General features: G+C 69.6%; 11 protein-coding genes. 5 read left to right on the forward strand and 6 right to left on the reverse strand.

Features of this window, described 5'->3' with window-relative positions; genetic code table 11:
• Positions 1-41 precede the first annotated feature (41 nt).
• The 4 genes from A9O67_RS02395 to A9O67_RS02410 are packed head-to-tail and all read left to right on the forward strand — an operon-like array spanning position 42 to position 3,547.
• Positions 42-1,073, forward strand: a complete 1,032-nt coding sequence (locus A9O67_RS02395) for an ABC transporter substrate-binding protein (protein ID WP_082955295.1) — start codon at positions 42-44, stop codon at positions 1,071-1,073.
• Between the two features lie 2 nt (positions 1,074-1,075).
• Positions 1,076-1,891: an ABC transporter ATP-binding protein gene (locus A9O67_RS02400; protein ID WP_068607018.1), complete on the forward strand. Its 816-nt coding sequence runs from the start codon at positions 1,076-1,078 to the stop codon at positions 1,889-1,891.
• Between the two features lie 24 nt (positions 1,892-1,915).
• Entirely contained in the window at positions 1,916-2,743 is an 828-nt protein-coding gene (locus A9O67_RS02405) for an ABC transporter permease (RefSeq protein WP_068607020.1), read from the forward strand.
• A gap of 27 nt (positions 2,744-2,770) precedes the next feature.
• Positions 2,771-3,547: a class II glutamine amidotransferase gene (locus A9O67_RS02410; protein ID WP_068607106.1), complete on the forward strand. Its 777-nt coding sequence runs from the start codon at positions 2,771-2,773 to the stop codon at positions 3,545-3,547.
• A gap of 7 nt (positions 3,548-3,554) precedes the next feature.
• On the opposite strand, the gene A9O67_RS02415 is transcribed toward A9O67_RS02410, so the two are convergent.
• The 3 genes from A9O67_RS02415 to gshA are packed head-to-tail and all read right to left on the reverse strand — an operon-like array spanning position 3,555 to position 6,200.
• Positions 3,555-3,914, reverse strand: a complete 360-nt coding sequence (locus A9O67_RS02415) for a hypothetical protein (protein ID WP_068607021.1) — start codon at positions 3,912-3,914, stop codon at positions 3,555-3,557.
• The gene (gshB, locus tag A9O67_RS02420; RefSeq protein WP_068607023.1) at positions 3,911-4,912 is read right to left on the reverse strand and encodes a glutathione synthase; all 1,002 of its coding nucleotides are present in this window, start codon (positions 4,910-4,912) and stop codon (positions 3,911-3,913) included. Before gshB ends, A9O67_RS02415 begins: the two co-directional genes overlap by 4 nt.
• On the reverse strand, positions 4,905-6,200 hold the full coding sequence (gene gshA, locus A9O67_RS02425; protein ID WP_068607025.1) for a glutamate--cysteine ligase: 1,296 nt from the start codon (positions 6,198-6,200) through the stop codon (positions 4,905-4,907). The genes gshB and gshA overlap by 8 nt, the downstream gene beginning before the upstream one ends.
• Positions 6,201-6,338: 138 nt before the next feature.
• On the opposite strand from gshA, the gene A9O67_RS02430 reads away from it, so the two are divergent.
• Complete coding sequence (locus A9O67_RS02430; protein WP_068607027.1) at positions 6,339-7,529, forward strand: MFS transporter; 1,191 nt, start codon at positions 6,339-6,341, stop codon at positions 7,527-7,529.
• A 3-nt stretch (positions 7,530-7,532) separates the two neighbouring features.
• Here A9O67_RS02430 and A9O67_RS02435 read toward each other — a convergent pair whose 3' ends face one another.
• The 3 genes from A9O67_RS02435 to A9O67_RS13925 are packed head-to-tail and all read right to left on the reverse strand — an operon-like array spanning position 7,533 to position 12,958.
• Complete coding sequence (locus A9O67_RS02435; protein ID WP_068607030.1) at positions 7,533-9,038, reverse strand: M20/M25/M40 family metallo-hydrolase; 1,506 nt, start codon at positions 9,036-9,038, stop codon at positions 7,533-7,535.
• Positions 9,039-9,087: 49 nt separating this feature from the next.
• Positions 9,088-11,235: a putative bifunctional diguanylate cyclase/phosphodiesterase gene (locus A9O67_RS02440; protein WP_068607031.1), complete on the reverse strand. Its 2,148-nt coding sequence runs from the start codon at positions 11,233-11,235 to the stop codon at positions 9,088-9,090.
• Positions 11,236-11,254: 19 nt separating this feature from the next.
• Positions 11,255-12,958 carry a methyl-accepting chemotaxis protein gene (locus A9O67_RS13925; RefSeq protein WP_068607033.1) on the reverse strand — a complete coding sequence of 568 codons (1,704 nt, stop codon included), beginning with the start codon at positions 12,956-12,958 and terminating at the stop codon, positions 11,255-11,257.
• Between the last annotated feature and the right edge of the window lie 45 nt (positions 12,959-13,003).

Here is a 13,003-nt window from a genome sequence, read left to right on the forward strand (position 1 = left end):
GTCCGCTGACCATCACCATCGATACGACGAGGAGACGCACGATGCAACGACGCCAATGGCTGGCCGCCGCCGCGGCCCTGACCGCCACCACCGCCGCCCCCTGGGTGCGCGCCCAGGCCTTGGAAAAGACCAAGGTCACCATCGCCGTCGGCGGCAAGAACCTGTTCTATTACCTGCCGCTGACCATCGCGGAAGAACTGGGCTATTTCAAGGCCGAGGGGCTGGACGTCAACATCGTCGATTTCGCGGGCGGCGCGCGGGCGCTGCAGGCCGTGGTGGGGGGCAGCGCCGACGCCGTCTCCGGCGCGTTCGAGCACACGGTCAACATGCAGTTCAAGGGCCAGCCGATGCGCGCCTTCGTGCTGCAGGGGCTGGCGCCGCAGATCGTGCTCGGCGTCAACCCCAAGACCCTGCCCAACTTCAAATCGATCGCCGACCTCAAGGGCAAGAAGATCGGCGTCACGGCCCCGGGCAGTTCCACCAACATCATGCTCAACTTCGTGCTGGCCAAGGCGGGGCTCAAGCCCAGCGACGTCAGTGTCATCGGCGTGGGGGCGAGCAACGGCGCGGTGGCCGCCATGCGCTCGGGCCAGATCGACGCCATCAGCAACCTCGACCCGGTCATCACGCTGCTGCAGCGCTCGGGCGATCTGCGCATCGTCGTCGACACACGCAAGCCGGCCGAGGCCGAGCGCGTCTTTGGCGGCCCGATGCCGGCCGGCTGCCTGTATGCGCCGGTGCCGTTCGTGGACAAGCACCCCAACACGGTGCAGGCCCTGACCAACGCCATGGTGCGCGCCAACAAGTGGATTCAGCAGGCCGGCGCGGGCGACATCATCAAGGTGGTGCCGGAAAGCTACCTGCTGGGCGACCGCGCGGTATACATCGACGGCTTTCTGGCGTCCAAGCCCGCGCTGTCGCCGGACGGGGCGTTCCCGGCCAAGGGGGCGGAAACCGCCTTCCGCGCACTGGGCAGCGTGGACGACAAGCTGGCCGCGGCCAAGCTGGACCTGAACGCCGTCTACACCAACGCCTTCGTGCAAAAGGCCAACGCCAAGTATCCGAAAGGCTGACGGTGACGACGCCGGCGATCGAGCTGCAGGACATCGCCTGCACCTTCATCAGCAAGGACGCCCCGGGCCAGCGCTACACGGCGGTCGAGCACGTCTCGCTGACGGTGGGGGCTGGGGAATTCGTCAGCGTCGTCGGCCCCACCGGCTGCGGCAAGAGCACGCTGCTCAACGTCGCCGCGGGGCTGCTGGCCCCCAGCCGGGGCACGGTGCGCATTTTTGGCCAGCCGCTGACGGGCCTGAATGCGCGCGCGGGCTACATGTTCCAGGCCGAGAGCCTGATGCCGTGGCGCACGGCGCTGGGCAATGTGATGGCGGGGCTGGAGTTTCGCGGCATGCCGCCGGCCGAGGCACGCGCACAGGCCGAGGAGTGGCTGCGCCGCGTGGGCCTGGGGGCCTTTGGCGACCGCTATCCGCACCAGATGAGCGGCGGCATGCGCAAGCGTGCCAGCCTCGCGCAGGTGCTGGTGCTCGACCCCGACATCATCCTGATGGACGAGCCGTTCTCGGCGCTGGACATCCAGACCCGGCAGCTGATGGAAAACGAGGTGCTGGCGCTGTGGCAGGCCAAGCGCAAGGCGGTGCTGTTCATCACGCACGACCTGGACGAGGCCATCGCGATGAGCGACCGGGTGGTGGTGATGAGCGCCGGGCCGGCCTCGCGCCCGATCGGCGAATTCGCCATCGACATCCCGCGCCCGCGCGACGTGGCCGAGGTGAAGATGACCCCGCGCTTCCTGGAGCTGCACGCCGCCATCTGGGGCGTGCTGCGCGAGGAGGTGCTCAAGGGCTACCAACAGCAACTGCGCCGCGCCGCCTGAGCGTACCCAACCCCGACCCCCGCTATGTGGCAATTGATCAAACCCCGACCGGGCAACCTGCGGCTGTGGCAACTGGGCTTGCTGGTCGCGCTGTTCCTGCTGTGGCACGTGCTGACGCAGCCGGGCCTGATCCCGCCCTTTCTGTTCGACAACGACCGGCAGGCCGCCTTCTTTTTTGGCGAGCCGCTGAAGGTGCTGGAGCGCATCTGGGCCTGGTTCGTGACCGATGCCGATATTTACCGCCACCTGGGCGTGACGCTGGCCGAGACGCTGCTGGCCTTTGGCATCGGCTCGGTGACGGGGCTGGCGGCCGGGCTGTGGCTGGCGCTGTCGCCCATGGCCTCGGCCATCCTGGAGCCCTACATCAAGGCGCTCAACTCCATGCCGCGCATCATCCTGGCGCCGATTTTTGCCGTGTGGTTTGGCCTGGGCATCGGCTCCAAGGTCGCCTTGGGCGTGACCCTGGTGTTCTTCATCGTGTTCTTCAACGTCTACCAAGGCGTGCGGGAGGTCAGCCCGGTCATCCTGGCCAATGCGCGCATGCTGGGTGCTGCGCCCAAGCAGTTGCTGCGCCACGTCTATCTGCCCAGCGCCACGAGCTGGGTGTTCAGCTCGCTGCACACCAGCGTGGGCTTGGCCTTCGTCGGCGCGGTGGTGGGCGAATATTTGGGCTCCAGCCAGGGCGTGGGCTACCTGATCCTGCAGGCCGAGGGCACCTTCGACATCAACACCGTCATGGCGGGCATCCTGGTGCTGACCGCGTTCGCGCTGGTGCTGGACGGACTGGTCGGCCGCATCGAGCGCAGATTGCTCACCTGGCAGCCCAAGGCGGGCGAGACCGAAAAGCTCTGACCCGTCGCCGACCCGGCCTTGCCCATCGTGTGCCAATTGCTCGGCCTCAACTGCGCGACGCCCACGGATGCGGTGTTTAGCTTCAAGGGGTTCCGCCGCCGCGGTGGTGCCACCGATGCGCATGCCGACGGCTGGGGCGTCGCGTTTTTTGAGGGGCGCGGCGTGCGGTTGTTCATCGATCCGGATGCGGCGGCCCGTTCGCCGATGGCGGACTTTCTCGAGCATTACCCCATCCGCAGCCGCAATGTGATCGCCCACGTGCGCAAGGCCACCTTCGGGCGTGTGGCGCTGGAGAATACCCACCCTTTCATGCGCGAGCTGTGGGGACGCTACTGGGTGTTCGCGCACAACGGCGACCTGCACGGCTATCAGCCCAAGCTGCACCGCCACTTCCACCCCGTGGGCGACACGGACAGCGAGCGCGCCTTCTGCTGGCTGCTGCAGGAGCTGGACAAGTCGCACGCCAGCCTGCCGCCCGTGGACGAACTGACCGCGACGCTGCGCGAGCTGATCCCGCACATCAGCCGCCACGGCACCTTCAACTTCCTGCTCTCGTGCGGCGACGCGATGTGGGCCCACTGCAGCACGCAGTTGCACTACCGGGTGCGGGATTACCCGTTTTCTCGCGCCACACTGGCCGACGAAGACTGGACGATCGACTTTTCCACCGTCACCCAACCGGGCGACCGCGTGGCGGTGATCGTCACCACCCCGCTGACGAGGGACGAGGTCTGGATTCCGTTCGCCCCAGGGGAACTGCGCGTGTTCGTCGATGGCGCCCCGATGACCGACACGGGCACCTGAACGCGGCTCAGGCCGCGCCCGGCCGCTGGCGCAGCCAGGCGATACACAACCCCCAGCCCATGCCCACCCCCACCGCGTCGGCCAGCCAGTCGAGCGGGTCGCCCTGGCGCCAGCCGCTGGCCTGCTGGGCCAGCTCGACGGCGGCCCCGTGCGCCAGCAGCGCCGCGGCCACGACTGCCCACGGCGCGCGCGGCCAGCCGGCCCACGCCAGCAGCGCGAGACCCGCGTAGGCCAGCGCGTGCTGCGCCTTGTCCCAGACGTCGACGGCGACCTGCGGCAGGTGGCGCGGCGGCAGCAGCGACAGCACCGTCACCGCCAGCAGCGCCGCCGCGAACGCCAGCCGCGCCAGCCCCCAGCGCGCGCTCACGCCCCGCCCTCCGCCGCCGCGGCGACGACCGCCGCCTGCAGCGCGTCGACGAAGCGCGCCGCCACGTCAAAGCCGGTCTGCTGCGTGATTTCCTGAAAGCACGTCGGGCTGGTGACGTTGACCTCCGTCAGGTGCTCGCCGATGATGTCCAGCCCCACCAGCAGCAGCCCGCGCGCGGCCAGCCGCGGCCCCAGCGCGCGCGCGATGGCCAGGTCGGCCTCGGACAGCGGTTGCGCCACGCCGCGCCCGCCAGCGGCCAGGTTGCCGCGCACCTCGCCGCCCTGCGGGATGCGCGCCAGACAGTAGGGCACCGGTTCGCCGCCGATGACGAGCACGCGCTTGTCACCCTGGGCGATGGCCGGCAGGAAGCGCTGCACCATGATCGTGGTGTGGCCGTGCTGGGTCAGCGTCTCGACCACGGCACCCAGGTTGAGCCCGTCCGGGCCGACGCGGAAAATCCCCCGCCCCCCCATGCCGTCCAGGGGCTTCAAGATGATGTCGCCGTGCTCGGCGTGGAAGGCGCGGATCGCCTCCGCCGAGCGCGTCACCAGCGTCGGCGGCGCCCAGTCGGCAAACTCCATCAGCGCCAGCTTTTCCGGGTGATCGCGCAGCGCCGCCGGGCGGTTGAAGACGCGCGCGCCCTCGCGCTCGGCCTGCTGCAGCAGGTGCGTGGCGTAGAAGTACTCGGCGTCGAACGGCGGGTCCTTGCGCATCAGCACGGCATCGAAGTCGTGCAGCGCCGCGCGGCGCTGGCCGAGCACGCGGAACCAGTCGCCGGCCGCGCCGGTCAGCTCGACCTCGCGCACCAGCGCCGTCACGGGCTCGCCGCGGCGCCAGTGCAGGTGCGCCGGCTCGCACGCGGCCAGGCGCACGCCGCGGCGCGCCAGCTCACGCATCATCGCAAAGGTGCTGTCTTTGTAGGTGGCGAAGGTGTGCAGCGGATCGGCCACCACCAGCACACGGCCCAGGCCACCCGGTGCGGTGGGGGTCTCAGGCATAGTGCTCGGCCTCGGGGTCGGTGGCTTCCAGCTCGTAGGCGGCGGCCAGCATGGCCAGCCGCGCGACCACGCCGTACATGTAGAAGCGGTTGGGCACGCTCGCCCCCGGCCGGGTGCCGGGCTGCGGCTGCAGGGCGCTCTTCTCGAACGCCAGCGGCACGAAGCTCGCCCCGGGGGCGTTGAGGTTTTCGTCCACACCGCGCTCGGCGTGCACGCGGTAAAAGCCCCCTACCACGTAGCGGTCCATCATGTAGACCACCGGCTCGGCCACGGCCTCGTTGATGCGCTCGTGCGTCATGACGCCTTCCTGGATGATGACGTCGCTGACCTGCTGGCCGTCCTTGATGACGCTCATCTTGTTCTTGGTGCGGCGGTTGAGATTGGCCAGCTCGGCCGCGTCGCGCACCATCATCACGCCCATGCCGTAGGTGCCGTTGTCGGCCTTGACGACGACGAACGGGCGCTCCTGGATGCCGTACTCCTTGTATTTGCGGCGGATCTTGGCCAGCAGCGCATCGACGTTGCCCTGCAGGCACTCGAAGCCGGTCCCCTCGGCAAAGTTGACCTGACCGCAATGGGCGAACATGGGATTGATCAGCCACGGGTCCATGCCCAGCAGCTTGCCAAAGCGCTTGGCCACCTCCTCGTAGGCGCGGAAGTGGTTGCTCTTGCGCCGCACATGCCAGCCCGCGTGCAGCGGGGGCAGCAGGTACTGCTCGTGCAGATCTTCCAGGATGCCCGGCACACCAGCGCTGAGGTCGTTGTTGAGCAGAATGGTGCACGGGTCGAAGTGCTTCAGGCCAATGCGGCGCCCCTGGCGGATGATGGGCTCCAGCACGATGCGCTCGCCGTTGGGCAGGACGATCGGCGTGGGTTCCTTGACCTCGGGGTTGAGCGAGCCGATGCGCACGTTGAGCCCGGCCGAGTAAAAAATGCGCTGCAGCTGCGCCACGTTCATCAGGTAGAACAGGTTGCGCGTGTGGTTCTCGGGGATGAGCAGCAGGTTTTTCGCCTCGGGGCAGATCTTCTCGATCGCGGCCATGGCGGCCTGCACCGCGAGGGGCACCATCTCGGGCGTGAGGTTGTTCCACCCGCCGGGGAACAGATTGGTGTCCACCGGCGCGAGCTTGAAGCCAGCGTTGCGGATGTCCACCGAGGTGTAGAACGGCGGCGTGTGCTCCATCCACTCCAGGCGGAACCAGCGCTCGATGACCGGGGTGGATTCGAGGATGCGCTGCTCCAGCTCGTTGATGGGGCCGGTCAGCGCGGTAACGAGGTGGGGAACCATGGTAGGCCCTCTGACGGAATGAGGAACGAGGCCGCCCGACGGGACGGCGTCAGCGGGGGAATGCGGCGATTGTAGGAAGTCGCGCGCGCCACCTACAACCCAGACAACCCGGGCGGGTATCGGTTATAACCAACGCCCATGAACCGCAATTTGTGGCTGTTGGCCGTAGCACAAGGCCTGTTCCTGACCAACAACGTCGTCTTCATCGCGATCAACGGGCTGGTGGGCCTGAGCCTGGCGCCCGTGGGCTGGATGGCCACGCTGCCGGTGATGGGCTACGTGGTGGGCGGGGCGCTGTCCACGGGACTGGTGGCGCGCTCGCAGGCGCGCTGGGGGCGGCAGGTGGCGTTTCAGCTCGGCCTTGCGGTGGCGCTCGCCTCGGCGCTGCTGGCGGCCCTGGCGCTGTGGATGGGCAGCTTCGCGCTGCTGGTGACGGCCACGGTGGTAGCGGGCTACTACAGCGCCAACGGGCAGCTCTACCGCTTCGCCGCGGGGGAACTGGCCGCGCCGTCGCAGCGCGAGAAGGCCGTCTCGATGGTGCTGGCCGGCGGGCTGATCGGCGCCATCGTCGGGCCGAACCTGGCCAACCACACGCGCGACGTGCTCGGCACGCCGTTCCTCGGTGCCTACCTGGCGCTGGCCGGGGTGGCGCTGCTGTCGATGGCGGTGATGGCCGGCATCCGCTTCCCGGCCGAGCCGCCGCGCCCCGCCGGAGCGGCCGCCGGCGGGCACAGCGTGCCTGAGCTGCTGCGCGAGCCGCGCTTCGCGGTGGCGGCGCTGGGCGCGGCGCTGGGCTACGGCGTCATGAACCTGCTGATGGCCGCCACGCCGCTGGCGATGCAGACCTGCGGCATGCCGTTTTCGGATGCGGCGCTGGTGCTGGAGTGGCACGTGATCGGCATGTTCGCGCCGGGCTTCGTCACCGGGCACCTGATCCAGCGCTTCGGCGTGCTGCGCATCATGGGCGCGGGCGTGCTGCTGAACGCCGCCTGCATCGCCATCGCGCTGTCGGGGCAGGATTTGCACCAGTTCCTGGTGGCGCTGTTCCTGCTCGGCGTCGGCTGGAACTTCCTGTTCACCGGCAGCACGACGCTGGCGATGCAGGCCTACCGCCCGGAGGAGAAGGACCGCGCGCAGGCGGCGATCAACTTTGGCGTCTTCGCGACGATGGCGCTGACGTCGTTCGCCTCCGGCGCGCTGGTGACGACGCAGGGCTGGTGGTGGCTCAACCTCGGCTCCACGGTGCCGGTGGCGCTGATGGGGCTGGCGCTCGTGGCGCTGGCGTGGCGGCAGCGGGCACACACCACCCGGCCGGCACGTCCCGTCTGACGCTCACGGCATGCGCGCGATGACCTCGGCCACGGACGCGGTCAGGCGGCGGGCGTACGGCACGTGCAGGAACTCGTTCGGGCCGTGGGCGTTGCTCTGCGGCCCGAGCACGCCGCAGACCATCATCTGCGCGCGCGGGAAGCCAGCGCTGAGCATGTTCATCAGCGGGATCGTGCCGCCTTGGCCGAGCGTGGCGCACGGCGCGCCGAAGTGCGCCTGGCTGGCGGCCTGCAGGGCCTGCTCGAACCACGGGGCGCTCCCCGGCGCGTTCCAGCCGTTGGCCGCGCCCTCCGGCTCGAAGGTCACGCGCGCCTGGTAGGGGGCGTTGTCCTCCAGCAGCGCCTTGAGGCGTTGCGCGGCCTCAGCTGCGTCCACCAGCGGCGGCAGGCGCAGGCTGAGCTTGAACGCGGTGTAGGGGCGCAGCACGTTGCCGGCGTCGCACAGCGGCGGCAACCCTTCCGCCCCGGTGACCGACAACGTCGGGCGCCAGGTGCGGTTCAGCAGCGCCTCCACCGGGTCGGTCGTGACCGGCAGCGAGAACGCCGTGCTGCCGCCGCAGTCATGGTGCGCCCACGGGAAGCGCCGCCAGACCGCATCCCCCAGGATCGCGGCGGTGGCGCGCGCCTGCTCGATGCGCTCGGCCGGGATCTCGCAGTGAAGGTCGGCGGGCAGCAGGCGGCCGGTGGCGCTGTCCTCCAGCCGCTCCAGCACGTGGCGCAGGATGCGAAACGACGACGGCACCACCCCCGAGGCGTCGCCGGAGTGCACGCCCTCGGTCAGGATGTCCACGCGCAGCACGCCGCTGACCATCCCGCGCAGGCTGGTGGTCAACCACAGCTGGTCGTAGTTGCCGGCGCCGCTGTCCAGGCACACCACCAGCCCGACGTCGCCCAGGCGCGCGCGCAGCGCCTCGAGCGTGGCCGGCAGGTCCGGCGAGCCGCTCTCCTCCCCGGTCTCGATCAGGCCGACGATGCGCGGGTGCGCGCGGCCCGCGGCCTGCAGCGCCTCGATGGCGGCGAGTGCCGCATAGACCGCGTAGCCGTCATCGGCGCCGCCGCGGCCGTAGAGGCGGTCGTCGATCAGGCGCGGCGTCCACGGCCCCAGGCCCGAGCGCCAGCCGGCAAACTCCGGCTGCTTGTCCAGGTGGCCGTAGAGCAGCACGGTCTGGCCGCTGGCCGGCGCGGGCGCGCCGTCGGCGCCGGCGCGCGCGGCCACCTCGAACAGCAGCACCGGCGTGCGCGGCGTGCCGTCCGGGCGGCGCAGCCGGATGATCTCGAGCGCAAGCCCCTGCACCGGCTGGCGCGCCACCCAGTCGGCGGCGTCGCGCAGCACCGCCTCCAGGTGGCCGTGCGTGGCCCAGTCGGGGTCGAACATCGGCGACTTGGCCGGAATTTCGATGTAGCGCTGCAGCGCCGGCAGGATGTCGCGCTGCCAGCGCTCGTCCACGCGGGCGCGGGTAGTGGGCACGTCGAGCACGGGCTGGGCGGGGTCGGGCAGGCGGGCGTTCATGGGTGCGGGGTCGGCGGATGGAACAAAGAGCGAGAGACAGGCCCGCCGATCAGGCGGGGGGCGCTGGTTCTGGCGAAGAAGCGGCCGGCTCCAGCGGCGCGGGCCGGCCGAAATGGTAGCCTTGGAACAGTCGGCAGCCCATGGCGCGCAGCACCTCGTACTGGCCGGCGGTCTCCACCCCTTCGGCCACCACCTCCATCTCCAGGCTCTGCGCCAGCTGCAGAATGGTGCGGGCAATGGCCGCGTCGTTGGGGTCGGTCAGCAGGTCGCGCACGAAGCTGCGGTCGATCTTGAGCTGCGTCAGCGGCAGGCGCTTCAGGTAGCTGAGCGACGAGTAGCCGGTACCGAAGTCGTCCAGCGCGAACTGGATGCCGAGGCCGGTGGGCGCCTCCATCTTCGCGATGGTGTCCTCCACGTCGTGCAGCAGCAGGCTTTCGGTCAGCTCCAGCTTCAGCCGGCGCGGGTCGGCGCCGGCGGCGTGCAGGGCCTGCCGCACGCTGTCGACGAAGTCCGGCTGGCGCAGCTGGCGGGCGCTGAGGTTGACCGCCAGCGTCCAGCCGGCGCGCGCCGGGTCGGCCGCCCAGCGCGCGAGCACCCGGCACGCCTCGCGCAGCACCCACTGGCCGATCGGCAGGATCAGCCCGGTCTGCTCCGCCACCGGGATGAACTCGGCCGGCGGCACCATGCCGCGCACCGGGTGGCGCCAGCGCAGCAGCGCCTCGTGCCCGCAGACCTGCGCGCGCACGTCGACGATCGGCTGGCCGAACAGCAGCAGTTCGCCGTCGCGCAGGCCGTGGCGCAGCTCGCGCTGCAGCGTGGCGCGCTGCACCACCGCGGCCTGCATCGATGGGTCAAAAAACTGCACCGCGTTGCGCCCCGCCGCCTTGGAGTGGTACATGGCCAAGTCGGCGCGGCCCAGGATGTCGGCGGCGCTCTCCTCCTGCCCCGCGAACAACGTGATGCCGATGCTGGGCGTGACCGTCAGGTCGTGCCCGTCGACGACGACCGGCTGCTGCACCACCTGGCGGATTTTTTCGGCCACATGCTGCGCGCGCCAGGCGGCCTGGTCGGCCTGCGGGTGCAAATCTTCCAGCAGCACCACGAACTCGTCGCCGCCCAGCCGCCCCACCGTATCTTCGGCTCGGACCGCGGCGCGCAAGCGCTCGGCGCAGGCGCGCAACAGGGCATCACCGGCGGCGTGGCCGTAGGCGTCGTTGACGTCTTTGAAGTCGTCCAGGTCGATGAACAGCAGCGCCGCCCACTGACCGCTGCGCACGCTGCTGGCCTGCGCCTGACGCAAGCGATCCTGAAACGCCCGGCGGTTCAGCAGCCCCGTCAGGTCGTCGTAGTAGGCCAGCCGCTGGATGGTGGCCTCGGCGTTTTTGCGGGCGGTCACATCACGCCCGATGCCACGCCAGCCGACGCAGCGTCCCGCGGCGTCGCGCACCGGCTCGCCGCTGATGGCAAACCAATAGGTGCCGCCATCCGGCAGGGTACGTTGGATTTCAAAGCGCTTGAACGGCCGGCCCTGCGCCACGGCGTCGCGCAGCGGCTGCCAATCCTCGGGCCGGGGGCGGTTGGCGGCCGGCACCTCCCACGGCGCGCGCCCCAAAAACATCGACGCAATGCCCTGCTCGCGCACCACCCGCCCTTCCAGGCGGGTGTAGCGGCCTTGGACGTCCCACTCCCAGTACCAGTCGGCCGACAGCTCCGTGAGGCTGCGGAAGCGCTCCTCGCTTTCGCGCAGCTGCGCCAGCGCCTGGGCATGTTTGGAAATGTCGGTGTAGACCCGCGCCCAACCGCCACCCGGCACGGCGACGGTGGCGCCTTGCAGCGTGCGCCCGCTGGCGGTGGTGTAGCTGTACACGTGGGGTTGGCCGCTGGCATGGGTGGCCCGCAGGTGGTACCAAACGCGCTCGATCAGGCGCTGTGGATCACCCTTGAGGTCACCGCGCGCGGCCTGCCAACGCACCACTTCGTCGATCAATGGGGCGCGCTGCATCAGCTCCTGCGGCAACTCCAGCATCTGCAGCGCGCAAGCGTTGTAGCCCACCACCCGCCCCTGTGCGTCCAGCACCACAAACGCATGCTGCAGCGCGTCGAGCAACTGCGCCACCGACAGCCGGCCGGCGCGCGCGGCCTCGTCGGCGGCCGCACTGGCCATCCCGGGCAGGGTGGCGATGAAGTCGTCGGTCATCGCGCGCGGTCAGCCAGGGTCAGAAGGTTTCCCAGTCGCCGTCGTCGGCTGGCTTGGAGGCGGGAGCACTCAAACGGACAGCGGGTTTGGCGGCGTTGCCCACGGCCTTGGGTACCGGCCGCGCGGAAACGCTCCCCATCGCCTTGGACGTCGGCGCACGCGCCACCATCACCGTGGCATCGCTGGTATGAAAAAACGACACCAACTCCCGCAAGCGCTGCGCTTGATCGAGCAGGCTTTGGGCTGCGGCGGTGGCCTGCTCGACCAGCGCTGCATTCTGCTGCGTGGTCTGGTCCAACTGCCCCACTGCCGCATTGACCTGGGCGATTCCTTCGCTCTGTTCGCTGGCCGCTGCAGTGACCTCTCCGATCATGTCGGCGACCCGCTGAATCGCCTGCACGACGTCGTGCATCGTTCCACCCGCCTGGCGCACCTGCCCGCTGCCGTCGCGCACCTGGGCCACGCTTTGTTCGATGAGGGCCTTGATCTCCTTGGCAGCCTGGGCACTGCGCTGCGCCAGCGCGCGCACCTCGCCCGCCACCACGGCAAAGCCGCGCCCGGCCTCGCCGGCGCGCGCCGCCTCCACCGCCGCGTTGAGCGCCAGGATGTTGGTCTGGAAGGCGATGCCGTCGATGACCTGGATGATGTCGGCGATCTTTTGACTGCTCGCCTCGATGCCCTGCATGGCGGACACCGCCTGCTCCACCACTTGCCCCCCCTGCCGGGCCTGTTCGGCCGCCTGGGTCGCCAGCTGGTTGGCGGTACGGGCAGCGTCCGCACTGTGACGCACCGCTTCGGTCAACTCTTCCAGGCTGGAGGCGGTCTGCTCCAGACTGGACGCGGCGCTCTCCGTACGGGCCGACAAGTCCTGGTTGCCCTGCGCAATCTCGGCACTGGCGGTCTCGATCTGTACGCTGGCCTGGCGAATGTCGCCCACGATGCGCCGCAGCGCGATCAGCACCGAATCCGTGCTGCGCAACAAGTCCCCGATTTCGTCGCGGCGCTGCACGTCGAGCGTCTGTTCGATGTGTCCCTGCGCAAATCGCGTGTTCACATCCTGCAAGGAGCGCAGCGGTTGCACCATCGAGCGGGTGATCCTCCACGCGGCCAACAGCCCCAGCAACAGCGCCACGGCCGTCAGCCCCGCCACGATCCATTCCGAGGTGGCGACGGCTTGCGACGTCTGCTGGGTGTATCGATCGGCCAGATCGGTCTGGAGCTTGACCAGCTGAGCCTGGGCACTTTGATATGCGCGCAACGCGGGCAGCAGCTTGCTGTCGGCCAGTTGTTGCGCCTGCTCGACAGCACCCGTGGACAACGCATTGAACGTCTCTTGACGAGCATCGATGTAGGCCTTGCGCATGGCGCCGAGTTGCTCTAGCGCGCGCCGCACCTCTTCATTCGTGACGGACTGCTCCAGCTCCTTTTGAAGCTGGTTGATCTCGGCCGTGGTTTCCTTGATCAGCGGTTCGAAATAGGCTTTGACCGAAGGATCTCCGCCCGACTTGACCAGGGCGAGCACGCGCGAGCCGTTCAACTCGCTCAACGCCGCCCATTGCTGCGCGGTGAATGCGCGTCGCTCCACCGCCTTGGCCTCGCGCAGTGCGGTTTCGATGTGCAGCATCTCGCGCAGACCGATGCCTGCCACGATCAGCAGCAGCGCCAGTACCACGCCAAATCCTCCGTAGAGCCTTGCTCTGACCGAGATGTCATCGAGCCTCATGGTGCAGTCCCCTTTGGTATCGTGCAGTGGAGGAAATCGTTTGCC

Source organism: Tepidimonas fonticaldi (assembly GCF_001675355.1).
Lineage (GTDB): Bacteria > Pseudomonadota > Gammaproteobacteria > Burkholderiales > Burkholderiaceae_C > Tepidimonas > Tepidimonas fonticaldi.